Source organism: Roseitalea sp. (genome assembly GCF_984466335.1).
The window spans coordinates 1-26,062 of the sequence record NZ_CFIFWG010000016.1 but is presented as its reverse complement, the minus strand read 5'-3'; the positions used below and the strand labels follow the sequence as shown (position 1 = coordinate 26,062).

Annotated in this window: 25 protein-coding genes; 22 read left to right on the top strand and 3 right to left on the bottom strand. The window is 67.6% G+C overall.

All coding sequences use genetic code 11. The features are described 5' to 3' along the window. Positions 1-85: 85 nt before the first annotated feature. Positions 86-2,014 carry a molecular chaperone DnaK gene (gene dnaK / locus AC5E6L_RS02910; RefSeq protein WP_491771173.1) on the top strand — a complete coding sequence of 643 codons (1,929 nt, stop codon included), beginning with the start codon at positions 86-88 and terminating at the stop codon, positions 2,012-2,014. A 171-nt stretch (positions 2,015-2,185) separates the two neighbouring features. Here dnaK and msrB read toward each other — a convergent pair whose 3' ends face one another. Further along, positions 2,186-2,704 carry a peptide-methionine (R)-S-oxide reductase MsrB gene (gene msrB / locus AC5E6L_RS02905; protein WP_491771171.1) on the bottom strand — a complete coding sequence of 173 codons (519 nt, stop codon included), beginning with the start codon at positions 2,702-2,704 and terminating at the stop codon, positions 2,186-2,188. A 261-nt stretch (positions 2,705-2,965) separates the two neighbouring features. On the opposite strand from msrB, the gene AC5E6L_RS02900 reads away from it, so the two are divergent. The 3 genes from AC5E6L_RS02900 (at position 2,966) to AC5E6L_RS02890 (ending at position 7,470) form a co-directional block, all read left to right on the top strand. Further along, entirely contained in the window at positions 2,966-4,981 is a 2,016-nt protein-coding gene (locus AC5E6L_RS02900) for a PhoX family protein (protein ID WP_491771169.1), read from the top strand. Between the two features lie 103 nt (positions 4,982-5,084). Continuing rightward, on the top strand, positions 5,085-5,990 hold the full coding sequence (argB, locus tag AC5E6L_RS02895) for an acetylglutamate kinase (protein WP_491230851.1): 906 nt from the start codon (positions 5,085-5,087) through the stop codon (positions 5,988-5,990). A gap of 55 nt (positions 5,991-6,045) precedes the next feature. Next, entirely contained in the window at positions 6,046-7,470 is a 1,425-nt protein-coding gene (locus AC5E6L_RS02890) for an aldehyde dehydrogenase family protein (protein ID WP_491230850.1), read from the top strand. A 36-nt stretch (positions 7,471-7,506) separates the two neighbouring features. Here the strand turns inward: AC5E6L_RS02890 and phnF are convergent, their stop codons facing one another. Continuing rightward, entirely contained in the window at positions 7,507-8,250 is a 744-nt protein-coding gene (gene phnF, locus AC5E6L_RS02885; RefSeq protein WP_491771166.1) for a phosphonate metabolism transcriptional regulator PhnF, read from the bottom strand. Positions 8,251-8,361: 111 nt separating this feature from the next. Between phnF and phnG the strand changes: the two genes are divergently transcribed. The 14 genes from phnG (at position 8,362) to AC5E6L_RS02815 (ending at position 22,055) form a co-directional block, all read left to right on the top strand. Continuing rightward, complete coding sequence (gene phnG, locus AC5E6L_RS02880; protein ID WP_491231004.1) at positions 8,362-8,826, top strand: phosphonate C-P lyase system protein PhnG; 465 nt, start codon at positions 8,362-8,364, stop codon at positions 8,824-8,826. Next, positions 8,826-9,446 carry a phosphonate C-P lyase system protein PhnH gene (gene phnH, locus AC5E6L_RS02875; protein WP_491231003.1) on the top strand — a complete coding sequence of 207 codons (621 nt, stop codon included), beginning with the start codon at positions 8,826-8,828 and terminating at the stop codon, positions 9,444-9,446. The genes phnG and phnH overlap by 1 nt, the downstream gene beginning before the upstream one ends. A 2-nt stretch (positions 9,447-9,448) precedes the next feature. Continuing rightward, positions 9,449-10,549 carry a carbon-phosphorus lyase complex subunit gene (locus AC5E6L_RS02870; protein ID WP_491771163.1) on the top strand — a complete coding sequence of 367 codons (1,101 nt, stop codon included), beginning with the start codon at positions 9,449-9,451 and terminating at the stop codon, positions 10,547-10,549. 184 nt (positions 10,550-10,733) lie between these two features. Further along, positions 10,734-11,609: an alpha-D-ribose 1-methylphosphonate 5-phosphate C-P-lyase PhnJ gene (locus AC5E6L_RS02865; RefSeq protein ID WP_491230232.1), complete on the top strand. Its 876-nt coding sequence runs from the start codon at positions 10,734-10,736 to the stop codon at positions 11,607-11,609. 110 nt (positions 11,610-11,719) lie between these two features. Further along, positions 11,720-12,508, top strand: a complete 789-nt coding sequence (phnK, locus tag AC5E6L_RS02860) for a phosphonate C-P lyase system protein PhnK (RefSeq protein WP_491771161.1) — start codon at positions 11,720-11,722, stop codon at positions 12,506-12,508. Between the two features lie 3 nt (positions 12,509-12,511). Further along, complete coding sequence (gene phnL / locus AC5E6L_RS02855) at positions 12,512-13,216, top strand: phosphonate C-P lyase system protein PhnL (protein ID WP_491230234.1); 705 nt, start codon at positions 12,512-12,514, stop codon at positions 13,214-13,216. Between the two features lie 4 nt (positions 13,217-13,220). Next, on the top strand, positions 13,221-13,835 hold the full coding sequence (locus AC5E6L_RS02850) for a DapH/DapD/GlmU-related protein (RefSeq protein WP_491771159.1): 615 nt from the start codon (positions 13,221-13,223) through the stop codon (positions 13,833-13,835). 158 nt (positions 13,836-13,993) lie between these two features. Next, positions 13,994-14,830 (top strand): phosphonate ABC transporter ATP-binding protein, encoded by an 837-nt coding sequence (phnC, locus tag AC5E6L_RS02845; protein WP_491771157.1) that lies wholly within the window; start codon positions 13,994-13,996, stop codon positions 14,828-14,830. 96 nt (positions 14,831-14,926) lie between these two features. Next, on the top strand, positions 14,927-15,829 hold the full coding sequence (gene phnD, locus AC5E6L_RS02840) for a phosphonate ABC transporter substrate-binding protein (RefSeq protein WP_491771155.1): 903 nt from the start codon (positions 14,927-14,929) through the stop codon (positions 15,827-15,829). 73 nt (positions 15,830-15,902) lie between these two features. After that, a complete protein-coding gene (gene phnE / locus AC5E6L_RS02835) occupies positions 15,903-16,874 on the top strand; it encodes a phosphonate ABC transporter, permease protein PhnE (protein ID WP_491230985.1) in 972 nt (323 codons plus the stop codon). Positions 16,875-16,887: 13 nt separating this feature from the next. Beyond that, positions 16,888-18,522 (top strand): phosphonate ABC transporter, permease protein PhnE, encoded by a 1,635-nt coding sequence (gene phnE / locus AC5E6L_RS02830; protein ID WP_491771153.1) that lies wholly within the window; start codon positions 16,888-16,890, stop codon positions 18,520-18,522. A gap of 102 nt (positions 18,523-18,624) precedes the next feature. Then, complete coding sequence (locus AC5E6L_RS02825) at positions 18,625-19,764, top strand: alpha-D-ribose 1-methylphosphonate 5-triphosphate diphosphatase (RefSeq protein ID WP_491229946.1); 1,140 nt, start codon at positions 18,625-18,627, stop codon at positions 19,762-19,764. Then, complete coding sequence (gene phnN / locus AC5E6L_RS02820; RefSeq protein ID WP_491771150.1) at positions 19,764-20,369, top strand: phosphonate metabolism protein/1,5-bisphosphokinase (PRPP-forming) PhnN; 606 nt, start codon at positions 19,764-19,766, stop codon at positions 20,367-20,369. Before AC5E6L_RS02825 ends, phnN begins: the two co-directional genes overlap by 1 nt. A 45-nt stretch (positions 20,370-20,414) precedes the next feature. After that, positions 20,415-22,055: a thiamine pyrophosphate-binding protein gene (locus tag AC5E6L_RS02815; protein ID WP_491771148.1), complete on the top strand. Its 1,641-nt coding sequence runs from the start codon at positions 20,415-20,417 to the stop codon at positions 22,053-22,055. 126 nt (positions 22,056-22,181) lie between these two features. On the opposite strand, the gene AC5E6L_RS02810 is transcribed toward AC5E6L_RS02815, so the two are convergent. Next, a complete protein-coding gene (locus AC5E6L_RS02810) occupies positions 22,182-22,751 on the bottom strand; it encodes a recombinase family protein (RefSeq protein ID WP_491229949.1) in 570 nt (189 codons plus the stop codon). A gap of 414 nt (positions 22,752-23,165) precedes the next feature. Between AC5E6L_RS02810 and AC5E6L_RS02805 the strand changes: the two genes are divergently transcribed. The 4 genes from AC5E6L_RS02805 to AC5E6L_RS02790 are packed head-to-tail and all read left to right on the top strand — an operon-like array spanning position 23,166 to position 26,045. Beyond that, entirely contained in the window at positions 23,166-23,552 is a 387-nt protein-coding gene (locus AC5E6L_RS02805; RefSeq protein ID WP_491229950.1) for a hypothetical protein, read from the top strand. Further along, entirely contained in the window at positions 23,549-23,956 is a 408-nt protein-coding gene (locus AC5E6L_RS02800; RefSeq protein ID WP_491771145.1) for a hypothetical protein, read from the top strand. The genes AC5E6L_RS02805 and AC5E6L_RS02800 overlap by 4 nt, the downstream gene beginning before the upstream one ends. Beyond that, positions 23,953-24,582, top strand: a complete 630-nt coding sequence (locus tag AC5E6L_RS02795; protein ID WP_491771143.1) for a hypothetical protein — start codon at positions 23,953-23,955, stop codon at positions 24,580-24,582. Before AC5E6L_RS02800 ends, AC5E6L_RS02795 begins: the two co-directional genes overlap by 4 nt. 11 nt (positions 24,583-24,593) lie before the next feature. Next, positions 24,594-26,045 (top strand): CsgG/HfaB family protein, encoded by a 1,452-nt coding sequence (locus AC5E6L_RS02790; protein WP_491771141.1) that lies wholly within the window; start codon positions 24,594-24,596, stop codon positions 26,043-26,045. Positions 26,046-26,062 lie beyond the last annotated feature (17 nt).

The following is a 26,062-nucleotide window of genomic DNA, read 5'->3' as shown; positions in this document are numbered from 1 at the left end:
GAACCAATTCTGCCAATCAAAGAGGGGCCGCGCGCACGAACGCCATCACGGGTCCGGCGCGGTTTGCTGAAAAAAGAGGTAAGACATGGCAAAAGTTATCGGCATCGACCTGGGCACGACGAACTCCTGCGTCGCCGTGATGGACGGCAAGGACGCCAAGGTGATCGAAAACGCCGAAGGCGCACGGACGACGCCGTCCATGGTCGCCTTCACCGACGATGGCGAGCGTCTGGTCGGCCAGCCCGCCAAGCGTCAGGCCGTCACCAACCCCGAGAACACCCTGTTCGCGGTCAAGCGCCTGATCGGTCGCCGCTATGAGGACCCGACCGTCGAAAAGGACAAGTCGATGGTCCCCTACAGGATCGTCGAGGGCAAGAACGGCGATGCCTGGGTCGAGGCGGGCGGCGACAAGCGCTCCCCGGCCGAGATCTCGGCCATGGTCCTTCAGAAGATGAAGGAAACCGCCGAGGCCTATCTCGGCGAGAAGGTCGAAAAGGCCGTCATCACCGTGCCGGCCTATTTCAACGACGCGCAGCGCCAGGCCACAAAGGACGCCGGCAAGATCTCCGGCCTTGAGGTGCTTCGCATCATCAACGAGCCGACCGCGGCCGCGCTCGCCTACGGCCTTGAGAAGAAGGAAGGCAAGACGATCGCCGTCTACGATCTGGGCGGCGGCACGTTCGACGTCTCGATCCTGGAGATCGGCGACGGCGTGTTCGAGGTCAAGTCGACCAATGGGGACACGTTCCTGGGCGGCGAGGATTTCGACATGCGCCTGGTCGATTATCTCGCCGATGAGTTCAGGAAGGACCAGGGCATCGATCTGAAGGGCGACAAGCTGGCCTTGCAACGCCTCAAGGAGGCGGCCGAAAAGGCCAAGATCGAATTGTCCTCCTCGGCGCAGACCGAGATCAACCTGCCCTTCATCACCGCGGACAGCACCGGTCCCAAACACCTGACGATGAAGCTGACCCGCGCCAAGTTCGAAAGCCTGGTCGACCATCTGGTCAAGCGCACCGTCAAGCCGATGGAAGCCGCGCTCAAGGATGCCGGCATCAAGGCCGGCGAGGTGGACGAGGTGGTCCTGGTCGGCGGCATGACGCGCATGCCCAAGGTGCAGGACACGGTGAAGACCTTCTTCGGCAAGGAGCCGCACAAGGGCGTCAACCCCGACGAGGTGGTCGCCATGGGCGCCGCCATCCAGGCCGGCGTGCTTCAGGGCGACGTCAAGGACGTGCTGCTTCTCGACGTCACCCCGCTGTCGCTGGGCATCGAGACGCTGGGCGGCGTCTTCACCCGCCTGATCGACCGCAACACGACCATCCCGACCAAGAAGGGGCAGGTCTTCTCGACCGCCGAGGACAACCAGTCGGCCGTCACCATCCGCGTCGCCCAGGGCGAGCGCGAAATGGCCTCCGACAACAAGCTGCTCGGTCAGTTCGATCTGGTCGGCATTCCGCCCGCCCCGCGCGGCATCCCGCAGATCGAGGTGACCTTCGACATCGACGCCAACGGCATCGTCAACGTCAAGGCGCAGGACAAGGGCACCGGCAAGGAGCATGAGATCCGCATCCAGGCTTCGGGCGGCCTGTCGGACGACGAGATCGAGGCCATGGTCAAGGATGCCGAGGCGAACGCGGAGGCCGACAAGGCCCGCCGCGAGGCGGTCGAGGCCAGGAACCAGGCCGAATCGCTGATCGATTCGACCGAAAAGTCGCTCTCCGAGCACGGCGACAAGATCGGCGAGGAAGACAGGACCGCCATCGAGGCGGCCATCGCAGCGCTCAGGGAAGAAGCCGCCGCCGAAACGCCGAACGCCGAGGCGATCACCGCCAAGACGCAGGCGCTCGCCGAAGCCTCCATGAAGCTCGGCCAGGCAATCTACGAGGCGACCCAGGCCGACGAGCAGGCCACCGCCGAGGCGGACGCCCAGGCCGATGCCGCCCGCGACGATGTCGTCGACGCCGACTTCGAGGAGATCGACGACGACGAGGACCGCAAGAAGGCGTCGTAAGCGGCCGACCGGATCAGGCGCGAAAAGGGCCGAACCGGGCGTCAGGTTCGGCCCTTTTTTCTTTTGCGATTGTGCCGGCTCGCACTCCACCTTCAATGGGCGCGCGCCACGGCCGACCCCCGGCCTTCGCGCCCCTTCAAGGGGCTGGCTTGCCCGTGAACCGGCCCGGAGCTACCCGTAGACCGGCTCGGAGCCGTCGGTCGGCCTGAACTTCAGCGCCACGCCGTTGATGCAGTGGCGCAGGCCCGTCGGCTGCGGGCCGTCATTGAACACGTGGCCCAGATGGCCGCCGCAGCGCGCGCAATGCTCCTCGGTGCGCGGGATCCAGAGCCTGTAGTCGGCCTTGTAGGCGACCTTGCCCTCGATCTCCTGCCAGAAGCTCGGCCAGCCGGTGCCGCTGTCATATTTGGTCTCGGACAGGAACAGCTCCTGGTCGCACCCGACGCAATGGAAGACGCCGGCGCGCTTTTCCTCGTTGAGCGGGCTCGTGAACGGACGCTCTGTCGCCTCCTCGCGCAGGACGGCGAACTGCATCGGCGTCAGTTGAGCGCGCCACTCCGCCTCGGTCCTGACGATTTCGAAGGTCGTCCCGGTGCTCGCGGCGGCAGGCGTCGCGCCCCGGTGGCGGGCGAGCGAAGCTGCGGCAGCGCCGCCGATGCCAAGGCCCAGCAGCGATCGTTTCGTCAGCATGCGATGCCTCCTCTGGTCGCACCTATCATAGCGCCGCGCCGCGCCGCTTTCATCTCACTTGGGTCAACGATTTCGTGAGCGGCCGGCACGCGGCGTGCACGCAGACAATGTGCCTTGTGACTTTCGACCCCATCCAGTTTGGAATTCTTCCAGCCTGTCATGTGCCTGTTACGCAATGACACCAAGGTCCGCCTCGAAGCCGTCCATGACGCCGTTCCGGCACAACGGGCGCTTCCAATCCACCAAAACCCGGAGGTAACCATGGACCGCGACGACATGATCAATGATCCCTCGTACGGCAACCGCGCCGAAGCGTTCGAGGCGTTCGATGACATCCCGACCAATCCGCATCTCGGCAACACCATCGGCGACGTCATCGCCCGTCGCTACGGCCGCCGCGACATGCTCAAGGGCGCCCTTGGCGTCACCGCGACGACGGCCCTGTTCGGCGCGACGGCCTTGACGGCGCCGGGCAGCGCCCGCGCCGCCGACAGCCGCTACAATTTCGAGGAGATCCGGTGGGGCGTGGACGAAACGCACCATGTGGCCGAGGGTTACGACGCCGACATCCTGCTGCGCTGGGGCGATCCGCTGTTTGCCGATGCGCCCGCGTTCGACCCGATGAACCAGAGCGCCCAGGCGCAGAAGAAGCAGTTCGGCTACAACAACGACTATGTGGGCTACGTGCCGCTCGAAGAAGGCCGCGGCCTTTTGTGCGTGAACCACGAATACACCAACGAGGAGGTCATGTTTCCGGGTCTCGGCCGCCAGGACCGCGCCGACTTCGTCGGCATGACCGCCGAACTGGTCGACATCGAGATGGCGGCCCATGGCGGCACCATCGTGGAGATCGTCAGGGGCGAGGACGGAAAGTGGTCCTATATCCGCGACAGCCGATACAACCGCCGCCTGACCGCCAGCGACACGCCGATGGAAATCCGCGGACCGGCCGCCGGCCATGACCGGATGAAGACCTCCGCCGACCCGACCGGCACGCGCGTGATCGGCACCATCAACAATTGCGCCGGTGGCCTGACGCCCTGGGGCACCTATCTGCTCGCCGAGGAGAACTTCCACGGCTACTTCTGGTCGGACACGCTCGATGCCGACGGCCGGCCGGACGTTTCCGCCCAGGCCCAGGCCGATTCGATGAAGCGCTACGGCGTTCCCGGCCGGTGGTATGCTTGGGGCAGGTTCCAGGACCGCTTCAACATCGACAAGGAGCCCAACGAGTCCAACAGGCACGGCTGGATCGTCGAAGTCGATCCGACCGACCCGAGCGCCGTTCCGGTCAAGCACACCGGCGTCGGCCGCTTTCGCCACGAAGGCGCCGAAACCGTCGTGACCGCCGACAACCGCGTGGTGCTCTATTCGGGCGACGACAACCGGTTCGACTATATCTACAAATACGTCTCGGCCGGCACGGTCTCCGATGATCGCGAGGCGAATCTGCGTCTTCTGGACGAGGGCACGCTCTATGTGGCCAGGTTCGACGATGATGGCACCATGGCGTGGATGCCCCTGGTCCACGGCGAGGGCCCGCTGACCGCCCAGAACGGCTTTGAGAGCCAGGCCGACGTGGTGATCGATGCGCGCCTTGCCGCCGATCTTCTGGGCGCCACGCCGATGGACCGTCCCGAGGACGTCGAGCCGCGCGGCGACGGTGTCGTGTTCGCCATGCTGACCAACAACACCCGCCGCACCGCCGAGCAGGTGGACGCGGTCAATCCGCGTGCCGAGAACGCCTTCGGTCATATCCTCCAGATCAACGAGGCCGGCGGCGACCATGCCGCGACCTCTGGCACCTGGGACATCGTGGTCCGCTGCGGCGACCCCGCCGTGGCCGAGGTCGGCGCCATGTGGAACCCCGAGACCACCCAGAACGGCTGGTTCGCCTCGCCCGACAACTGCGCCATCGACGCCGACGGCCGGTTGTGGATTTCCACCGACCAGGGCGGCTCGTGGGGCAAGACCGGCAAGGCCGACGGCCTTTATGCGCTGGAGACCGAGGGTGACCTGCGCGGCCACTCCAAGATGTTCTTCCGCGTGCCGATCGGCGCCGAACTGTGCGGCCCCTATTTCGCCGAGGAAGGCGAAACGTTGTTCCTGGCCGTCCAGCACCCGGCCACCGACGGCACCAAGGACTATCCGGGCTTCGAGCGCAACTCGACCTTCGAGGATCCGGCGACCCGCTGGCCCGACTTCAAGGACGGCATGCCGCCGCGTCCGTCCGTGGTCGTCGTCACAAGGCAGGGCGGCGGCAAGATCGCCGTCTGACGGCGCGGTCCGCGGAAACGGAAAGGCGCGGGGCTCCGCTCGCGCCTTTTCTTATGCGCGCAAGAGGGCTATGAGAGCGCCCGATCCTTTCCGGGGCGTTCCAATGGCCGACCACGACACCGCGCGACCGGCGACCGCAGCCGCCATCCTTGCCGCCGCGCTGCCCTATATGCAGCGCTATGCGGGCAAGACGGTCGTGGTCAAATATGGCGGGCACGCGATGGGCGACGCCGCGCTCGGCACCGCCTTCGCCCAGGACGTGGCGCTTCTCAAGCAATCGGGCGTGAACCCGGTGGTCGTTCATGGCGGCGGGCCGCAGATCGGGCAGATGCTGGAGCGGCTCGGCATCGAATCGACCTTCGAGGGCGGTTTGCGCGTCACCGACGACAAGACCGTCGAGATCGTCGAGATGGTCCTGGCCGGCTCGATCAACAAGCAGATCGTCGCCCTGATCAACGGCCAGGGCGCCTGGGCGATCGGCCTGTGCGGCAAGGACGGCAACCTCGTCTTCGCCGAAAAGGCCAGCCGGACGGTCCGGGACCCCGACAGCAACATAGAGCGCGTCGTCGACCTCGGCTTCGTCGGCGAGCCGGCACGGGTCGACCGGACCCTGCTCGACCGGCTCGCCACCTCTGAGATGATCCCGGTGATCGCCCCGGTCGCGCCCGGACGCGACGGGCACACCTACAACATCAACGCCGATACGTTCGCCGGCGCGATCGCCGGGGCCGTCGCCGCCCAGCGCCTCCTCTTCCTGACCGACGTTCCGGGGGTCCTGGACGCCGATGGCGCGCTGATCAAGCAGTTGACCGTCGGCCAGGCACGCGCGCTGATCGCCGACGGCACCATCTCCGGCGGCATGATCCCCAAGGTCGAGACCTGCATCGCCGCGCTCGGGCGCGGCGTCAAGGGCGTCGTCATCCTCAACGGCAAGGTGCCGCACGCGGTGCTGCTCGAACTGTTCACCGAGCATGGCGCGGGCACGCTGATCGTGCACGATCCGGTGTGAGCGGCGGGCCCGCGCGCCGATTGCCGGCGCGATGGCCGCGTTGTAGGCTCGGCCGATGAATGCCCGCCTCACATCCGATCGCGACCGCTTGCGCGCGCTTTTCGAGGCCCAGCGCGCCGCCTTCTCGTTCGAGACCGCGCCGGGCGTCAGCGTTCGCCGCATGAAGCTGCGCGACCTGGTGCGCGCGATCCGCAAGCGCCGCGGCGAGATCGTCGAGGCGATCGGCGCCGACTTCGGCAACCGCGCGGCCGACGAGACCCTGTCCGCCGAGATCGCCGTGAGCATCGCCGCGATCGAGCACACATGCCGCAATCTCGACCGGTGGGCCGCGCCCACGCGGCACTTCAACATCGGCATTCCCGTTCCCGGCCGCACCTATGTGCGCCATGAGCCCAAGGGCGTCGTCGGCGTCATCGCGCCCTGGAACTATCCGTTCCAGCTCGCCGTCATTCCGGCCGCCCAGGCGCTCGCCGGCGGCAACACGGTGCTTCTTAAACCCTCCGAACTGACACCGCGCACGGCCGATCTGCTGCAAGGGCTGTTCGCCGACGTCTATGCCGAAAAAGAGGTGGGCGTTGTCGTCGGGGACGCCGAGGTCGGCAAATCGTTCTCGCAGCTTCCCTTCGATCATCTGTTCTTCACCGGCTCGACGCGGGTCGGCCGGCTGGTCGCGATCGAGGCGGCCGGGAACCTGACGCCGGTCACGCTGGAACTGGGCGGCAAGAGCCCCTGCGTGATGATGCCCGACGCCGATCCCGCGCGCCATGCGCCGCTGGTCGCCTTCGGCAAGTTCTACAGCGGCGGGCAGACATGCGTGGCGCCGGACTACCTGCTCGTGCCGCGGGGCAGGGCGCGCGCGTTCGCCGATGCGGTCATCGCCCAGGCGCGCCGGTCCTATCCGCGTCCTTTCGCCGATCCCGGCTACACGTCGATCATTTCCCAAGGCCATCATGAACGGCTGACGGGGCTGCTCGAAGAGGCGCGCAAGGCCGGCGCCGCGATCCTGACGGCCGGGGCGCCCGACCGTGACGGCGATGCCCGCAAGGTGCCGCCGACGGTCGTGATCGGCGCCCCCGCGGACAGCGCGCTGATGACCGAGGAGATCTTCGGGCCGATCCTGCCGGTGATCGAGTATGAGACCGTCGACGATGCCGTGCGCTTCATCGCCGCGCGCGATCATCCCCTGGCGCTTTACGCCTTCGGCCGTGATGCCCGCGCCGCCGAAAGGCTGGTCGCGCGCACCATGTCCGGCGGCGCGGTGATCAACGGCACGATCGTCCATCTGGCGGTCGAGCACCTGCCGTTCGGCGGCGTCGGCAAGTCGGGCCAGGGCGCCTATCACGGCCGGCGCGGCTTCGAGGAGTTCACCCATCAGCGCTCGGTGCTCGTCCTGCCGCAATGGCCGATATTGCGCGACATGATCGCGCGTCCGGGCGGGCGGGGCATGCGCCGGCTCACCGACTGGATGATCGGCAGGTAGGCGCGCGCGCCTTCGGCGCCCTAAACCAGATGCGCTCTAAGGGACCGCCGTCACTTCCAGGCTCACCCGGTCGGCGGCAAAGCGCGTGACGGCATATTGGATCGGCCGGCCGGCCATGTCCGCATTGACCGCCTCGGCCACGAGCACGATGGCGCCCGCCGACAGGCGCAGATCGTCCAGGTCGGCCGCCGAGCCGTGCCGTGCCTCGATGCGCGTCAGCGTGCGCACATAATCGTCGACGCCGAACCGGGCGAGCGCCCGGGTCACCGACCCGGTCTCGGCGAGAACCGGGCCGATGCCGGAAAAGCGCGCCGCCTCGAACCAGATGGTGGCGCGCGAGACCGGCGCACCGTCGGCGCGGCCGAGGCTTTCAATGCGCACCGCCGGCGCTCCCGCCGTCATGCCCAGCGCGCGCGCGATCGCGCCCCCGGCCGGCTCGACGTCATGCGACAGCACGTCCATGCGCCGCGCGGCCGCCTGACCCGCAAGCCCCTCGGAAAAGCGCGTCCGCGCGCCGATCGGATAGGTCAGCCTCGGCCTGTGGCGAACGAAGGTGCCGCGCCCCTGGTGGCTGACCACCGCCCCTTCATGGGCCAGCGCCCGGATCGCCGCGCGCACCGTGTGCCGGTTGACACCGAAGCGGGCGGCCAGTTCCTTTTCCGGCGGCAGCTTGCCGTCGGTGTCGACGAGCGGGCCGGACAGGCCGACCCGGATCGCATCGGCGATCTGCCGCCATATCGCAACGCCGGATCGTCGCTCGATGGCACCTGGCTCGACCATCATGCTCGATGCCGCTTTTTCATTGGCCTGTCATAACCCTGTCACAGCTCCGGGCTAGCAAAGACTAACTTATCTAATTGTCTATAGCAATAGACGAATTTGGAGTGTCTCATGGAACCCCGGCACGACCATCGTCCGGACGCGGCGCGTCGGCGCCGGCTGTCCGTTCTCGCGCAGGGCGAGGGTGTTCTGCTGGCCGAGCGCTGGGCCGCGCTGGGCATCGATCCCGAATGCGCGCTGGTGCGCGGACCGGAGGTCGGGCTGATCGCGCTGCGCGGCCGCATGGGCGGGGGCGGCGCGCCGTTCAATTTCGGCGAGGCGACGGCGACGCGGGCGACCGTGCGGCTCGCCGACGGCACGATCGGCCATGCCGTTGCGCTGGGCCGCGACACGAAAAAGGTCAAGCTGGCCGCCGTGATCGACGCGCTGGCCCAGGACGAGGCGATGGCGGCCCGCATCGACGAGCAGGTCATCGCGCCGCTGGAACGGGCGATCGCCGCGCGCGACGGCCGCCGCGCCGAGGAGACCGCGGCCACGCGCGTCGACTTCTTCACGATGGTGCGGGGTGACGATTGATGCCGACCGGTATGATGGCGGGGGCCGAGTTCGCGGGCGCGTTCGCCTCGCCCGTTTTCGACGCGCAGGCGGTCTTTCGCGCGCTTATGGAGGCGATGGCGCGGCCCGGCACGGTCCAGCCCGTCGCCGCGTCGGCCCGGGCGCCCGAACCGCTCGCGCCCGCCGCCGCCGCGCTCGCCCTGACGCTGTGCGATGCCGATACGCCCGTCTGGCTCGACGCGCCGCTGTCGGCCGAGGCCGCGGTGGGGCGATGGCTGGCCTTCCACACCGGCGCGCCGGTGACCGCCGATGCGGGCGGGGCGGCCTTCGCGCTGATCGCCGATGCCGGCGCGCTCGCTTCCCTCGACCGCTTCGCCCATGGCACGCAGGACTATCCCGACCGGTCGGCGACCCTGATCGTCCAGGCCGGCAGCCTGACCGCCGGCCCGGCGCTGACGTTGAAGGGCCCCGGGATCGAGGACAGCGCCACCATCGCGCCCACCGGCCTGCCTCAGCGTTTCGCGGACCTGTGGGCGACCAACAACGCGCTGTTTCCGCGCGGCATCGATCTGGTGCTCGCCGGCCCGGGCGCGGTCGCCGCGCTGCCGCGCACGACGCGCATCGTCGCGAAGGGAGACTGAACATGTATGTCGCGGTCAAGGGTGGCGAGAAGGCCATCGGCAACGCCCACCGCCTTATGGCCGACCGGCGCCGCGGCGACCGGTCGGTGCCCGCGCTGACGCTGGAGCAGATCGCGGGGCAACTGGCGCTGGCCGTCGACCGGGTGATGGGCGAGGGCGCCCTGTTCGACCGCGATCTGGCCGCGCTCGCCGTCAAGCAGGCGCGCGGCGACCTGATCGAGGCCATCTTCCTGGTGCGCGCCTATCGCACCACGCTGCCCCGCTTCGGCTATTCGGAGGCCATCGATACCGGCGCCATGCGCATCGAGCGGCGCATATCGGCCACCTACAAGGACCTGCCCGGCGGCCAGATGCTGGGGCCGACCTTCGACTACACCCATCGGCTGCTCGACCCGGACCTGGCCGGCGACGCGCCGGTCCCCGCCGCGCCCGCGCGCGCGGGCGGAGCGGCCCGCGCCATGCGCGTCTCCGACATCCTGGCGCGGGACGGGTTGATCGAGGGCGATGGCGACGCCACGGGCGAGGCGCCCGGCGACATCACCCGCACCCCGCTCGAATTCCCGATGGAGCGCGACACGCGGCTTCAGGTCCTGTCGCGCGGCGACGAGGGCTTCCTGCTCGCACTGGCCTATTCGACCCAGCGGGGCTTCGGCCGCAGCCATCCGTTCGCCGGCGAGATCCGCATCGGCGAGGTGGAGGTCGACTTCACGGTTCCCGAACTGGGCTTTGCGGTCACGATCGGCCGCATCCAGGTCACCGAATGCCAGATGGTCAACCAGTTCAAGGGCTCGGCCAAGGCGCCGCCCCAGTTCACGCGCGGCTACGGGCTCGTCTTCGGCCAGTGCGAGCGCAAGGCGATGGCCATGGCCCTCACCGACCGGGCGCTGCGGGCGCGCGAGTTGGGCGAGGATGTTCTCGCGCCCGCGCAGGACGAGGAGTTCGTGATCTCCCATTGCGACAATGTGCAGGCGTCCGGTTTCGTCGAGCATCTCAAGCTGCCGCATTACGTCGACTTCCAGGCCGAACTGGAACTGGTGCGCACGATGCGCGCCGAGCACGATGCCGGACGTGGCGGCGCGGACATCAAGGAGGCCGCCGAATGACACGCGACATCCAACATCCCCCTTTGCCCCTGCGGGACATCTCCCCCACAAGGGGGGAGAGTGGGCGCATTCGGCCGAATCCGGCTCCATCTCTTTCCCCTTGTGGGGGAGGCGCCGGCGAAGCCGACAGAGAAGCCGACAGAGGGGGGTATGGGCAGGGAAAACCGTCAAAAGGCTTCACGCCATGACCGATCTCGCCGCCTACAATTTCGCCTATCTGGACGAGCAGACCAAGCGGATGATCCGCCGCGCGATCCTCAAGGCGATCGCCATTCCCGGCTATCAGGTGCCGTTCGCCTCGCGAGAGATGCCGATGCCCTATGGCTGGGGCACCGGCGGCGTGCAGGTCACCGCCTCGATCATCGGCCCGGACGATGTCCTGAAGGTGATCGATCAGGGCGCCGACGACACGACCAACGCGGTCTCGATCCGCGCCTTCTTCGCCAGGGTCGCCCGCGTCGCGACGGCCACCGAGACCGGCAAGGCGACGATCATCCAGACCCGTCACCGCATCCCCGAGGCGCCGCTCACCGAGGGCCAGGTGCTCGTCTACCAGGTGCCGATCCCGGAGCCCTTGCGCTTTCTGGAACCGCGCGAGACCGAAACGCGCAGGATGCACGCGCTTGAGGAGTACGGGCTCATGCACGTCAAGCTCTACGAGGACATCGCCCGCCATGGCCGGATCGCGACCACCTATGCCTATCCGGTCAAGGTCGAGGACCGTTACGTGATGGACCCCTCGCCGACGCCCAAGTTCGACAATCCGAAGATGGACCGTTGCGCGGCGTTGCAGCTGTTCGGCGCCGGGCGGGAGAAACGCATCTACGCCGTGCCGCCCTACACGCGGGTCGTCAGCCTCGACTTCGAGGACCACCCCTTCGCGGTCAACAGGTTCGATCGGCCCTGCGCGCTGTGCGGCGCTGACAATGTCTATATGGACGAGGTGATTCTGGACGACCGGGGCGGCAAGATGTTCGTGTGCTCGGACACCGACTTCTGCGAGAAGCGCCGCGCGGCGGGGCATCGGGGCGAGATGGCCGGCGAGGAGGTGCTGGCATGATTCCGCGCACGAGCACCGCGTCACCCCATCCTGAGCCCGTCGAAGGGCGCGGTGAAGCCGCAAGCCCACCCCTTCGACAGGCCCAGGATCGGCAGGCTCAGGGCAGGGGCTTGCGCGCGGCAAACGACGACAGGCCGCTCCTGAGCGCGCGGGGCGTGTCGAAATTCTACGGCGCCCGCATCGGCTGCCAGGATGTCGGCTTCGAGATCTGGCCGGGCGAGGTCCTGGCGATCGTCGGCGAGAGCGGCTCGGGCAAGACCACGCTGCTCAACTGCATCGCCACGCGGCTGATGCCCACCACCGGCACGGTGGGCTATCGCATGCGCGACGGGGAAACGCGCGACCTTTACCGGATGGGCGAGGCCGAGCGGCGCCTTCTGATGCGCACCGACTGGGGCTTTGTGCACCAGACCCCGGCCGCCGGGCTGCGCATGACCGTTTCGGCCGGCGCCAATGTCGGCGAGCGGCTGATGGCGACCGGCGCGCGTCACTATGGCCGCATTCGCGCCAGCGCCGCCGACTGGCTCGGCCGGGTCGAGATCGCCGAAGACCGGATCGACGACCAGCCGCGCGCCTTTTCCGGCGGCATGCGCCAGCGCCTCCAGATCGCGCGCAATCTGGTCACGGGTCCGCGCCTGGTCTTCATGGACGAGCCGACGGGCGGGCTCGACGTGTCGGTCCAGGCGCGGCTCCTGGACCTTTTGCGCGGCCTGGTGACCGATCTGGGCCTGGCGGTGATCGTCGTCACCCACGATCTCGCCGTCGCCCGGCTGCTGTCGCACCGCATGATGGTCATGAAGGACGGCCGCGTCATCGAAACCGGCCTGACCGACCGGGTTCTCGACGACCCGCGCGAGCCCTACACCCAGCTTCTCGTCTCCTCCATCCTTCAGGCCTGAGCCATGCCCGTTCCGCTGATCGTCTCCGATGTCGCCAAGAGCTTCACCATGCATCTGCGCGGCGGCATCGACATTGCCGTCGTCAGCGAGGTGCATTTCGCCATCGAGGCGGGCCGGTGCGCGGTGCTGGGCGGGCCGTCGGGCATCGGCAAGTCCTCGATCCTCAAGATGCTCTACGGCAACTATGGGATCGACCGGGGCCAGGTCCTGATCCGCCACGACGGGGCCCTGATCGACCTCGCCAAGGCGAGCCCGCGCCAGATCCTCGCCATACGCCGCGACACGATGGGCTATGTCAGCCAGTTCCTGCGCGCCGTGCCGCGCGTGCCCGCGCTCGAAGTCGCCGCCGAACCGCTCGTCCAGCGCGGCGCCGACGCGCGTGCCGCCCGCGAGCGCGCCGCCGCCCTGTTCGCCAGGCTCAACCTGCCCGAAAAACTGTGGGAGCTGCCGCCGGCGACCTTTTCGGGCGGCGAGCAGCAGCGCGTCAACATCGCGCGCGGGTTCATCACCGATCACCCGATCCTGCTGCTCGACGAGCCCACCGCATCGCTCGATGCGGCAAACCGCGCCGTGGTCGCGCAGATGATCGAGGAGAAGAAGGCCGGGGGCGTCGCCCTTCTGGGCATCTTCCACGATGCCGAACTGCGCGGGCGCGTCGCCGATCAGGTCATCGACGTCACCGAATTCACCGCCGGGCGGGCGGCCTGATCGGGTGCCGAGGCTGAGCGAGGACCCCTTCGTTCACGCCACCGCGCGCGTCACCGGCTCGACGCTCGGCCGCTACACACAGATCGACGAGGGCTGCGTCGTGGCCGAGTGCCGGATCGGCGACTATTCCTATCTGATCCGCCAGACCGAGGCCTGGTGCGCGACGATCGGCAAGTTCGCCAACATCGCAAGCCATGTGCGCATCAACGCGACCAACCATCCGACCTGGCGCGCCACGCAGCACCATTTCACCTATCGCGCCGGCGACTATTTCGACGATGCCGGAAACGAACCCGGCTTCTTCGAATGGCGGCGCGAAAACCATGTCGCGATCGGCCATGATGTGTGGATCGGCCATGGCGCGACCCTTCTGCCCGGCGTCACGGTCGGCAACGGCGCGGTGATCGGCGCGGGCGCGGTGGTCGCGCGCCACGTTCCGCCCTACCGGATCGTCGGCGGCGTGCCGGCGCGGCCGATCCGCGACCGCTTCCCCCCGGACATCGCCGAGCGCATGGACGCGCTTGCCTGGTGGGACTGGAGCCATGCCGACCTGCGCGCCGCGCTCGACGATTTCCGCGCGCTCGATGCGGCCGCTTTCCTTGACAGGTACGGCGCCTGACCGGGCCGCCGGCAAAATCGCCCCCATCCAAACAAGACACGCTCTGGCGCCAGGCGGGTCTGTGGACTGTTACACAACTGATACCCAACTGACATCGCGCATTCATATCCCGTCGCTAGGCCCAGCTCTTGTGCGCACTTGCGAAAGGCTTTTTTTGAATGCTCAAGCTCAGCCGGGTCACCCGCCGTTTCGGCGCCAACGTCGCCGTCGACAATGTTTCGATCGCCGTCCCCGAGGGCCAGATGGTGGGCGTGATAGGCGCCTCCGGCGCGGGCAAGTCCACCCTTCTTCGCATGATCAACCGGCTGATCGACACGTCCGAGGGCGAGATCGTCTTCGCCGGCACCAACGTCTCCGCGCTGAACGGCCACAAGCTGCGCGACTGGCAGCGCGACTGCGCGATGATCTTCCAGCAGTTCAACCTGGTGCCGCGCCTGGACGTGCTCACCAACGTCATGCTCGGCCGGCTCAACCACCGGTCCTCGCTCGCCAGCCTCCTGAACATCTTCTCCGACGGGGAGCGCGCCATGGCCATCGCCGCCCTTGAGCGGCTGGGCATCGAGCGCGCCGCGCTGCAACGGGCGGGCACGCTGTCGGGCGGCCAGCAGCAGCGCGTCGCCATCGCCCGCGCGCTGATGCAGCGGCCCAGAATGATCTTGGCCGACGAGCCGATCGCATCGCTCGATCCGCGTAACGCGCAGATCGTCATGCAGTCCCTGCGCGACATCAACCGCAATGACGGCATCACCGTCGTCACCAACCTGCACACGCTCGACACGGCGCGTGCCTATTGCGAGCGCATCGTCGGCATGCAGGCGGGCAAGGTCGTCTTCGACGGCGGACCGGACGAATTGACCGAGGCTGCCGCGCGCTCGATCTACGGCGCCGACGGGCTGGAGGATGCCTTCTCGGAGGCCGTGACGTCGACCAGCCTTGCGCCCGCCAGGCCCTCGCGTCCCGCCGAGACCGCGAAACCGGCGCTCGTCGACGCCTGACCCCGTTAGCCGCGTGCCGGGCCGGACACGCGGTTTCGTTGCAATACGGCCAGCCGGGCCATGCCCGATCTTCATGCCACTCCTGGGAGAACAGACATGCTGAAGAAAACCCTTCTCGCGACGGCCGCCCTCGCCCTCGCCCTTACCGGCGCCGCCCAGGCGCAGGACGTGTTCCGCGTCGGCATTCTGGGCGGCGAGAACGAAGCCGACCGCCTGCGCAACAATCAGTGCCTGATCGACCTTCTGCCGGAAGCCATCGGCGTCAGGGAAGTCCAGCTTTTCCCGGCCGCCGACTATGACGGCGTCGTGCAGGGTCTTCTGGGCGGCACGCTCGATTATGCCGAACTGGGTGCCTCGGGCTACGCCAAGGTCTATCTGGAAGACCCCGAGGCCGTCGATCCGGTCCTGACCACCCAGCAGGTGGACGGCGCGACCGGCTACTATTCGATCATGCTGGCCCGCAAGGATTCGGGCATCGAGACCATCGAGGACGCCAAGGGCAAGAAGCTCGGCTTCGCCGATCCCGACTCCACCTCCGGCTTTCTGGTTCCGTCCGTCGCGCTGCCCGCTCAGCTCGGCATGCCGATCGCGGACTATTTCTCCGGGACCGGTTTCGGCGGCGGTCACGAGAACGGCGTTCTGGAGATGCTGAAGGGCAATTTCGACGTTCAGGTGACCTGGTCTTCGGGCGTTGGCGAGTTCGCCGACGGCTACACCTCCGGCAACATCCGCAAGATGGTCGACAAGGGCCTTCTGGACATGGACGAGGTCAACGAAGTGTGGCGCTCGCCGCTGATCCCCAATGGCCCGATCGTCGTCTCCAACCAGCTCGACCCGGAAGTCCGCGCCCGGTTCGTCGCGTTCTTCAAGGCCATGCCCGAAGCCCATCCGGACTGCTTCCGCTCGGTCCAGGGCGGCGACTTCGCCGGCTTCATCGATGTCGACCACTCGTTCTACGAGACCATCGTCGCCGCCCGCAAGTCCAAGATCGGCTCGTAAGCCCGATCAAACACGATCCGCGCCGCGTCCCGTATGGGGCGCGGCGCTTCTCTGCGAAGCGGGCCCCACCGACATGGCATCGACCGACCTTAACGATCCCGGCGCGTTCACGAACGAGGGGCGCTACGACGTTGAGCGCCATTGGAGGCAGTTGACCCACCAGCGCCGCCTCTACACCGCGCTGAGCCTTGGCATCCTGTTCATCGCCCTGTCGGGTTCGCTCTGGTTCGCCAACGAGACAAATGCCGGCAAGTTCTTCGACCGGCTGCCGCATTTCTTCGATTTCGTCGGCGGCATGGTCCCGCGCGACGGCCTTGAGGTCTGGCGCGCGCTGTTCGACCTTGAGAGCCCCTATTATGACGGCTCGTTCAAATATGACTATCCCGACGGCCGCGTCTATTTCTGGGGCGCGTGGTACATCCCCGAATACATCCACAAGATGGTCGAAACGCTGAACATCGCCATCCTGTCGACGCTTGTCGGCTTCATCTTCGGCTTCCTTCTGTGCTTTCTGGCCGCGACCAACCTGACCACGACGCGCTGGCTGCGCTTTTTCGTGCGCCGCTTCATGGAGTTCCTGCGCGCCTTTCCCGAGATCGTCATCGCCGGCTTCTTCCTGGCGATCTTCTCGCTCGGCCCCGTGCCGGCGATCATCGCCGTGTCGATCCACACGATCGGCGCGCTCGGCAAGCTCTTCTTCGAGGTCGTCGAGAACGCCGACATGAAGCCCGACGAGGGCCTGCGCGCGGTCGGCGCGAACTGGGTCGAGCGGGTCTGGTTCGGCATCGTGCCGCAGGTCATGCCCAACTTCCTGAGCTACACCTTGCTGCGCCTTGAGATCAATGTGCGCGCCTCGACGATCATCGGCGCGGTCGGCGCCGGTGGCATCGGCGAGGTGCTGCGCCTGTCGATCAGCCGCGGCCACGAGGCCAAGACGCTGGCGATCATCCTCTTGCTGTTCGTCACCATCGTCGCCGTCGATCAGCTTTCGGCCTGGCTGCGCCGCAAGGTCGTCGGCGACCAGGCGTTCCAGTTCGGCGCGTGAGGGGAGAAAGCGCATGGCCCTGTCCGCGAGACCGCTGACCGCCGGGGATGTCGACGCCATCATGGCGCGGCGGCCGGAGGTGTTTCGGCGCCCGTTCCACAAGCGGTTCGCCGCCCCGCTCGCCGCCGCCGCGGTGGTGCTCTACTGCGTCTACGCCTTCTGGTTCTTCTCGATCGGCCAGGTCTTTTCCAGCGGCAACTGGAACATCGCCGGCACCTATCTGGCCGACTGGGTGTCCTACGAGGTGCGTCCCGACATCGAATATCGCGACGGCGAGATCGAGGTCACCTTCCCGCGCTTCTCGCCGCTGGGCGAGACGCCCGATCCGGACTGGATCGAGACCGAACGGGGCGAGGTGACCGTCATCGTCGAACGGCCCGCCGACACTTCCGGCTCGGCGGCGCCCGCCGCCGGCTCGTTCATGTCACCCGATTCGGACGCGACGCTGACGGCCCAGGACAACGCGCTGGCCCAAGACAACGCGCCCGCGCAAGGCGATGCGCCGGCAACGCCGGCCGATCCGGGCTTTTCCTTCATGTCGCCGACCTCGGATGCCAGCATGACAGGCAACGGCACGGCCGCCGGCGCCGAGGCGGCCGAGATCGTCACCCAGACGCGCCAGGGCACCGCCCGCGCGCTGGTGACCATCTATGAGCACGGCACGATCGACGTCACGCCCGACCGCGTCACCGTCACCCGCTATGACGGCACGCTGGACGTGCGCATCGACCGCCGGAGCGAGCAGGTCTTCGTCGAGGGCGAAATGCCCCACTGGGCGCGCCAGCGCGAGCCGGGGGCCAAGGTGTTCGTCGATTTCGGCTTTTACGGCCGCGCCGAGATCCGCCATCGCGAGGTCAAGGTCAACCGCCGCTTCCTGGGCTGGGAGAACATCGTCTTCGATCCCGCCTCGCCCTATTGGGGACTCGGCTTCGGCCAACTCGTCTCCAAGGCGCTCGGCCCGCCGATCGAGGAGGGCCGGTCCAATTTCGGCATCATGTGGGAGAACATCGTCTACAATGCCGAGTGGCAGCATGGCGATGTGTGGATCAAGCTGCTCCAGACCATCGTGATGGCCTTCGTCGGCACGCTGTTCGCGGTCTTCATCGCCTTTCCGCTGTCGTTCGCCGCGGCCCGCAACATCACGCCCAACCGGTTCGTCAACCAGATCCTCAAGCGCTTCTTCGACTTCCTGCGCTCGGTGGACATGCTGATCTGGGCGCTGTTCTTCACCCGCGCCTTCGGCCCAGGTCCGCTGGCCGGCATCTCGGCGATCTTCTTCACCGACACGGGCACGCTCGGCAAGCTCTATTCGGAAGCGCTGGAAAACATCGACGACAAGCAGCGCGAGGGCGTGCGCTCGGTCGGTGCCCGTCCCGCCGAGGTGCAGCGCTACGGCGTCGTCCCGCAGGTGCTGCCGATCTTCGCCAGCCAGGCGCTTTATTTCTGGGAGTCCAACATCCGTTCGGCCACCATCATCGGTGCGGTCGGCGCCGGCGGCATCGGCCTGAAGCTGTGGGAGGCGATGCGCACCAACCAGGACTGGGAGAACGTCGCCTACATGGTCATCCTGATCCTGATCGTCGTGTTCGTGTTCGACAACATCTCCGATGCGCTGCGCTCGCGGCTGATCGGCCGGCAGGCGCGATAGGCGGCGCTGCATATTCGGTCACGCAATCGACATATAAGATGCGCATAGAAGCGCCAGCAGCATAGCCTGCGATTCCCGATCCATCACGATAAGAGCGCACCCATGTCGCCGCAGACCGTATTGACCAATGCCCGCCTCGTGCTGGAGGACGACATCGTCCACGGCACAATCGTCATCGAAGGCGGCGCCATCGCCGATATCGACGACGGCTCGGCCGCCTCCGGCGAGGATATGCAGGGCGACTATATCGTGCCGGGCCTGATCGAACTGCACACCGACCATCTCGAACAGCATTATGCGCCGCGGCCGGGCGTGCGCTGGCCGCTGACCGCCGCCATCCAGAGCCACGATTCCCAGATCGCCGCCTCCGGCATCACCACCGTGTTCGACTGCCTGCGCCTTGGGTCGGACGAAGAGGAGGGCTTCGAGCAGGGCGAGATGCGCGCCATGTCGGACGCCATCGTGGCGGCCCAGTCCGAGGGCCGCCTGCGCGCCGAGCACCGCATCCACCTGCGCTGCGAGGTTTCGGCGTCCAACGTCTTGGATCATTTCGCCGAGTTCGAGGACGATGAGAGCGTCGGTCTGATCTCGCTGATGGACCATGCGCCCGGTCAGCGCCAGTTCCAGACCCTCGACCAGTACGAGCTTTACTACAAGACCAAGCGCGGCCTGTCCGACGAGGAGTTCCGCGCCTTCTGCGAGCGGCGGCAGATGGAATCGGCGATCTATGCGCAAAAGCACCGCGAGGCGCTGGCCGCGATCTGCGCGGCGCGCGGCATTGCCGTGGCCAGCCATGACGACGCCACGCTCGACCATGTCGCCGAAGCCAGGCAGTTCAACGTCACCGTCGCCGAATTCCCCACCTCGATGGTCGCCGCCCGTGCCAGCCACGAGGCGGGCATGGGGGTCCTGATGGGCGCGCCGAACGTGGTGCGCGGCAAGTCCCATTCGGGCAACATCGCCGCGCGCGATCTCGCCGAGGCCGGCGTGCTTGACGTTTTGTCGTCCGATTACGTGCCCTTCTCTTTGATCTACGCGCCCTTCGTGCTGGCCGAAACGGTCGACCATATCGAACTGCCCCGGGCCATCGCCATGGTCACCGCCAATCCGGCCCGCCAGGTCGGCTTGACCGATCGGGGCCGGCTCGCGCCGGGATTGCGCGCCGATCTCGTCCGCGTGGGCCGCAACGAGGGCATCCCCGTGGTGCGCCAGGTCTGGCGCGAGGGCCGGCGGGTCGCCTGATGGCGGGTGCGGACGGGCGCGGCGTGCTGCTTGCGGTCGTCGGCCCCAGCGGCGCCGGCAAGGACAGCGTGATCGGCCATGCCCGGCGGGCCTTCGCTGGCGATGGCCGCGTCCTGTTCGTGCGCCGTGTCATCAGCCGTCCCGCCGATGCGGGCGGCGAGGACCATGACGGCGTCACCGAAGCCGAGTTCCGGCGCCGCGACGGCGAGGGCGCCTTCTGTGTGACATGGCGGGCCCATGGCCTCCATTACGGTCTTCCGGCTTCGGTTCTCGCCCATGTCGAGGCGGGCGGCATCGCCGTCGCGAACGGATCGCGCAAGGCGCTCGGCCGGATCGCGGACCGGTTCGCGCGCGTGCGGGTCGTCGAAATCACCGCCGCGCCGGATGTGATCGCCCGGCGCCTTGCCGCGCGGGGCCGCGAGTCCGGGGCGGAGATCGCCGCGCGGCTCAACCGGTCGGTGCCCGTCTGTCGCGGCGCGGCGGAGGCGGTGACGCTCGACAATGGCGGCCCGCTGGACGTGGCCGGCGAAGCGTTCGTCGATCTGGTACGCCGTGAACTCGACGTCCGTTCGGCCGCCCGTTCGCCCTTGACGAAATCGGGCTGAGCGCACACACCGGACCGGTCGAAAACACGCGATCGGGAGGGCGTGATGGCGAGGACCGGTGGGCAGTTGGTGGTCGATGCGCTCATTGCCAACGGCGTCACGCAGGCTTTCTGCGTGCCCGGCGAAAGCTATCTGCCCGTGCTCGACGCGTTGCACGAGGCGCCGTCCATCCGCCTGACCGTCGCCCGCCAGGAGGGCGGCGCGGCGATGATGGCCGACGCCTGGGCCAAGATGACGGGCCGCCCGGGCATCTGCCTCGTCACGCGCGGGCCGGGCGCGGCCAACGCCTATGCGGGCGTGCATGTCGCCGCCCAGGACTCGACCCCGATGATCGTGCTGATGGGGCAGGCGGCGCGCGCCCACCTGGATCGCGAGGCGTTCCAGGAAGTGGACGTTGCGGCGATGTTCGGCGACCAGGCCAAATGGGCCGCGCAGGTGGGCGAGACCGCGCGCCTGCCCGAATATCTGGCGCGCGCCTTCTGGGTCGCCCAATCCGGCCGGCCGGGACCGGTGGTGCTGGCCCTGCCCGAGGACGTTCTGTCGGGCACGGCCGATGTCCGCGCCGCGCCGGCCTCCCCGCTCGCGCGGACCCATCCCGCCCCGGACGCCATGGCGCGCCTTGGCGCGATGCTGCGCGATGCCGCCCGGCCGTTGGTCATCGCCGGCGGGCCGGGCTGGGACGCTTCGGCCGTCGACCGGCTCGTCGCCTTCGCCGAGCGCTGGTCCTTGCCCGTCTCATGCGCATTCCGCGCCCAGGACCGCTTTCCCAACACCCATCTCAACTATGCGGGCGATGCGGGCCTCGGCATCAACCCGGCGCTGGCCGAGGCGATCGGGCAAAGCGACTGCGTCATCGTGCTGGGCGCGCGGCTGGGCGACTGCACCACGTCCGGCTACACCTTGTTCGACAGCCCCGTTCCGGCTCAACCGCTCGTCCATGTGCATCCCGGACCGGACGAATTGGGCCATGTCTACCGGCCCGCGCTGCCGATCTGCTCCGGCGTTGCGGCCTTTCTCGATGCCGTCGAGGCGCTCGACGCGCCGGCGGCGCCCCGCTGGGCCGGCTGGACCGCCGGGCTCAACGCCGCCTATCGGGACTGGACCGACGTGCCGACGCCCGTGCCCGGCGGCGTCAACTGGGGCGAGGCGGTCGTCTGGATGCGCGAGAGCCTGCCGGCCGATGCCATCGTCACCAACGGCGCGGGCAATTATGCGGCCTGGCTGCACCGCTTCCATCGCCATCGCGCCTACAGGACGCAGGTGGCGCCGACCTCGGGTTCGATGGGCTACGGTCTGCCCGCCGCCATCGCCGCCCGGCTGGCCGCGCCCGAAAGGCCGGTGATCGCCGTCGCCGGCGACGGCTGCGCGCAGATGACGATCCAGGAGCTGGGCACGCTCGCCCAGGAAGGGCTGAACATCGTCATCATCGTCGTCAACAATTCCATGTACGGCACGATCCGCATGCATCAGGAGATGCATTATCCCGGCCGCGTCACGGGCACCGATCTCGCCAATCCCGACTTCGCGGCGCTCGCCCGGGCCTATGGGCTGAACGGGACGCGCATCACCGAAACCAAGCAATTCGGCCCGGCCATGCGGCGCGCGCTCGAAGCGGACAAGGCGACCCTGATCGAGGTCGTCACCGACCCGCGCGCGCTGAGCCCGACGCGGGTGATGGACCCATGAGAGCGGACCGCGCACCTCGACCCCCCGGAGCGGGTCGCCCAGGCGCGCCCGACTGCGCCGCAGCCGCTCCATGAGCCGGTGACGGGCGCCGATCGGGGCGAGGCGAACCGGCGCGGCGCCTTCCGGTCATGTTTGTGAAAGATAGTTGTCGATGGCACGGCGGATTGTCCGCTTGTGGACATTGTAGCGGTCGGCGACCGTCGATACGTCCTCGCCCTTCTCGATGACCGCCGATATCACGGCAGCGCGTTCGATCTTGCTCAATGCCGGCGGGCGTCCGATATGGCGCCCCTTTTTCCGCACGGCCAGCATTCCCGCGCGGGTGCGCTCGCTGATCAGCGCGCGCTCGAACTCGGCAAGAGCCGCCATCATGTGAAAAACGAGGCGCCCGCCGGCGGAGCTCGAATCGATGCTTTCCGTAAGAGATTTGAATTCCACGCCTCTCCGGGAGAGATCGTTGATCATCTCCACGAGGTGAATCAAAGAGCGTCCCAGGCGATCCAGGCGCCATACGATCAGCATGTCGCCCGGCCTTATCTCGGCCAATGCCGCCGTCAGTCCGGGGCGGTCGGTGCTCAGGCCCGATATGCCTTCGTCCGTAAATATACTGTCGCAGCCAATATCATTCAAGGCATTGATCTGCATTGACAAATTCTGCTCATGTGTTGATACGCGAGCATAACCCAGCTTTTTCATTTGTTAAGCATGCCAGTCAAAGGTGAGGATTCACGGCAGTCGTCGGTTTGAAACGTCCCGAGAGGATCTTGACGAAAGGGACCCCTTTTGACTGCCGATTTTTCTGCCTTCTCCGTCACCCCACGAGAGCGTGAATTGCCTGGTTTTCAACACAATGCGAACACTAATGATTCACACTTGAGTCCGTATGACAGAAGGGGTCCCTTTTGTCGATAAGCTCTCAGATCGAATATGCAACAATAGATTGTATGAATATAAAATTCAATCTTAGATTGAATTTATAAAATGCATGTTTTCTGGGACAAATACCTGATTCGCGTAATTCTCTAAGAGAAATAACTTGCCTTTCAGCACGAAAACCGTGTGGCGAGCCCCTGTTTTATTGATGGCGGGCGGAGAGGGAGGACGTGCGCTTTGTGCAGTTACGCGGATACGCTCTCTGACGGCGGCGATAGCGATTTCGATGCCGGGGACGCATCGAACGTCGTCAGGCTGCCGGATTGGCAGGATCGGCGCGCCCGGCACCTGAGGGATGCGGTTGTCGCCGCCGTCGCGATGGCGGATTTCGCGGCGTCATGCCGGTTGCGGTCGCTGGGCTCTTCCCGGTGCCTCGATATCGACGAGTTCGCGACGATCATCATTCCAAGCAGGTCGCGTGACTTCCTGTTCCTGCTGCGCATGCGGTGCGGGCCGCGCATCCTTCTGGGCACGGACGACATGGACATGCTGGTCGATTTCGTGCGTCAGTACGTCCTGGCCCGCATCGACCGGGACCCCGTCCTGCGGGAGGGGTTGCAGTGACGGTGCGCGGCGCATCGGTCCGCGCGGGCGCTTTGGCCGGATTCGTGGCCGAGTTCCTGTCCGGGTTCCGGGCCGGATTTGCGGCATTGTTCGGCGGCCGGCGCGCGGCGGGCGCTGTCGGGATTCCTGCTCCGCCGGCGGGCGTGGGCGGCCTTGCGGGTGGCCTTGAACGCAAGTTCGGTCCTGCCAGGTTCGGTCCTGCCAAGTTCGACCCCGCCGGGCGCGCCAAACCGTCACCGTTCGGGCGGCGCGCCGCGCAGCGTGTCGCCGAGCCCGAGCGCGCAGCGGCGGTCTGCGCGGTCTATGTCGGTATTCGTCCCGGCGCATCGGCGCCGCGTCCCCATTGCGGCGGCGCGGCCAACGACCTTCTTCCTTCAACCAATTCCCGGAATGATCTCGGATGATACGTCCATCCCGTCTCGCCACGGCGCTCGCCGCGACGGCGCTCGCCGCCGCGCCTTCCCTGACGGCCTTCTCGCCGGCCATGGCCAATGGCTGGATCGAGAGCCGCCCATGGCAGTTCGACACCTCGGCGGACAAGGCCAACAAGGCGCTGCTGCTCGACATGATCGAGCGCAAGAGGGGCGGCTTCTACGACGGTTTTTCGACGACGGTGAACAATTACAACGTCACCAACATCGGCACGCAGGTCAATTGCGCCAACACGGCCGACGCCACCGGGAACGAGGCGGTGAACTCCCAGCTGGCCAACTCGCCCGATGTCGACAGCACGTCGACGATCGATTCGGACGCGACGGGCAACGACGCCGACAACAGCACCAATGGCGGCGGCTCGGACGTGGGCAACGCGCAGGACAATTCCGGCGCGGTGTCCTCGGACGTCGCCGATTCCAGGACATCCTCCAGCGTCGGGCCGATCAATGCCGGCACGAGCCGGCAGGATCTGAGCAACCGGCAGGACAATTCGGGCGACCAGCATGCGAGCGTCAACGACAGCACGGCCTGCGACATGACCGGCAGCACGGTCGCCGGCGACGTCAAATCCAATGTCAGCGGCCCCCTGAACTAAGCGCGATGGACATGACCTATAAAGCTTCGTCCCTGCGCGTCGCGCGCGCCTCCGTTGCCCTGACCGCGCTGGCCGCCCTTTCCGCCTGCGCGGCCACCGCCGACATCGGATCGGTGCGGCACCATCCCCTGGAAGCTCCGGTGATCCACACATCGCCGGTGCGCAGCGGCGTCACGCCGATGACCGGGCCGCTGGCCTGCTTCGGCGACATGCTGAAGGCGCAGCGCGACGCGCCCTTGGGCATCGCGGTCGGCGACGTCAAGGACTACACCGGCAAGCAGAGCCAGGACGAGGGCTTCGTGATCACCCAGGGCGGCGCGCTGATGGCCTATTCGGCGCTCGGCAAGATCGGCAAGGGCGTGCGCCTTCACGAGCGCTTCGACACCCGCATCGCCGAGGCCGAACTGGTCTATATGGACCGGCGCCAGCTCGGCGACGGCACCTACCATTCGGTCGACGATCCCAACGCGCCCGGCGGCAAGGCCGGCGTGCCCTGGAAGCCCTATTACGGCGGCACGATCAGGCAGTCCGACTTCTTCATCGTCGGCGGCATCACCGAGCTCAACTACAACATCCAGTCGGGCGGCGGCGAGGTCGCGGTCAGCAATATCGGCCCCAAGGTCCGGCTTTACACGATGAACGTCGCCGTCGACCTGCGCATCGTCGGCTCGCAGACGCTGCTGGTCTACGACACGGTGAGCATCGAAAAGCAGCTGACCGGCTACGAGGTCGGGTTCGGCGTCTTCCGCTTCTTCAGCAACGAACTGTTCGACGTCAATATCGGCGCCAAGAACCAGGAGCCGCTGCAAATGGGCGTGCGCACGGCGATCGAGGCGGGCGTGCTGGAACTGGTCGCATCGGTCGCCGGCGTCGATCCGGGCGCGTGCGTGCCCGCCGAACTGGGGCCGGTCGAATGGGATGGGGCGGGCGCCGCCGCGGTCCGCAAGGCCGCCAACGCGCGCCCGGCGCCCGCCGCCGAACCGCTGCCCAAGCTGCCGCCGCCCTCCGAGCCGGGCACGTTCGATCTGCCCTATGCCGCCCGCGACGACGGCGGCGCGCCGGAGGCCGAGCCCGAGGCCGAGGCCGCCGCCCTGCACGCGCTCGAACGGGTCGATGCCCGAACGCCGGTCGCGGCGCCCAGCGGCGGCGAGTTCGCGGTCGTCTTCGCCGTCGGCGAGGACGCGCCGGACCCCGCCTCGTCGGCCACGCTCGAAAGGGTCGCCGAACTGGTCGGGGACGGCCGCGACGTGAACCTGCTGGTGAGCGGGCATGAGGGGGCGGGGATCGGCGACGAGGAGCGCCGGCGCCTGCGGGACGCGCGCATGGTGTCGATCGTGGCGGCGCTGATGCGCCACGGCGTCCCGCGCGAAAAGGCGCGCCTTTTGTGGCACGCCTCCCAGTCGCCCACGCTTCTGACATCGGTCGGGGGCATCCGTGAAATCGCGAGGCTGCGCGTCGGATGAAACGGACCCTTACCCCC

What these genes read in the sequence shown, in the direction of transcription:
- AC5E6L_RS02865 (WP_491230232.1), top strand. Translation starts at nt 10,734, where the DNA reads ATGACCGATCTCGCCGCCTACAATTTCGCCTATCTGGACGAGCAGACC.
- phnH (WP_491231003.1), top strand. Translation starts at nt 8,826, where the DNA reads ATGCCGACCGGTATGATGGCGGGGGCCGAGTTCGCGGGCGCGTTCGCC.
- phnC (WP_491771157.1), top strand. Translation starts at nt 13,994, where the DNA reads ATGCTCAAGCTCAGCCGGGTCACCCGCCGTTTCGGCGCCAACGTCGCC.
- AC5E6L_RS02810 (WP_491229949.1), bottom strand. Translation starts at nt 22,751, where the DNA reads ATGAAAAAGCTGGGTTATGCTCGCGTATCAACACATGAGCAGAATTTG.
- phnF (WP_491771166.1), bottom strand. Translation starts at nt 8,250, where the DNA reads ATGGTCGAGCCAGGTGCCATCGAGCGACGATCCGGCGTTGCGATATGG.
- phnD (WP_491771155.1), top strand. Translation starts at nt 14,927, where the DNA reads ATGCTGAAGAAAACCCTTCTCGCGACGGCCGCCCTCGCCCTCGCCCTT.
- phnL (WP_491230234.1), top strand. Translation starts at nt 12,512, where the DNA reads ATGCCCGTTCCGCTGATCGTCTCCGATGTCGCCAAGAGCTTCACCATG.
- AC5E6L_RS02890 (WP_491230850.1), top strand. Translation starts at nt 6,046, where the DNA reads ATGAATGCCCGCCTCACATCCGATCGCGACCGCTTGCGCGCGCTTTTC.
- dnaK (WP_491771173.1), top strand. Translation starts at nt 86, where the DNA reads ATGGCAAAAGTTATCGGCATCGACCTGGGCACGACGAACTCCTGCGTC.
- AC5E6L_RS02900 (WP_491771169.1), top strand. Translation starts at nt 2,966, where the DNA reads ATGGACCGCGACGACATGATCAATGATCCCTCGTACGGCAACCGCGCC.
- AC5E6L_RS02870 (WP_491771163.1), top strand. Translation starts at nt 9,449, where the DNA reads ATGTATGTCGCGGTCAAGGGTGGCGAGAAGGCCATCGGCAACGCCCAC.
- phnN (WP_491771150.1), top strand. Translation starts at nt 19,764, where the DNA reads ATGGCGGGTGCGGACGGGCGCGGCGTGCTGCTTGCGGTCGTCGGCCCC.
- phnE (WP_491771153.1), top strand. Translation starts at nt 16,888, where the DNA reads ATGGCCCTGTCCGCGAGACCGCTGACCGCCGGGGATGTCGACGCCATC.
- AC5E6L_RS02795 (WP_491771143.1), top strand. Translation starts at nt 23,953, where the DNA reads ATGATACGTCCATCCCGTCTCGCCACGGCGCTCGCCGCGACGGCGCTC.
- AC5E6L_RS02790 (WP_491771141.1), top strand. Translation starts at nt 24,594, where the DNA reads ATGACCTATAAAGCTTCGTCCCTGCGCGTCGCGCGCGCCTCCGTTGCC.
- phnE (WP_491230985.1), top strand. Translation starts at nt 15,903, where the DNA reads ATGGCATCGACCGACCTTAACGATCCCGGCGCGTTCACGAACGAGGGG.
- argB (WP_491230851.1), top strand. Translation starts at nt 5,085, where the DNA reads ATGGCCGACCACGACACCGCGCGACCGGCGACCGCAGCCGCCATCCTT.
- AC5E6L_RS02815 (WP_491771148.1), top strand. Translation starts at nt 20,415, where the DNA reads ATGGCGAGGACCGGTGGGCAGTTGGTGGTCGATGCGCTCATTGCCAAC.
- msrB (WP_491771171.1), bottom strand. Translation starts at nt 2,704, where the DNA reads ATGCTGACGAAACGATCGCTGCTGGGCCTTGGCATCGGCGGCGCTGCC.
- AC5E6L_RS02825 (WP_491229946.1), top strand. Translation starts at nt 18,625, where the DNA reads ATGTCGCCGCAGACCGTATTGACCAATGCCCGCCTCGTGCTGGAGGAC.
- phnG (WP_491231004.1), top strand. Translation starts at nt 8,362, where the DNA reads ATGGAACCCCGGCACGACCATCGTCCGGACGCGGCGCGTCGGCGCCGG.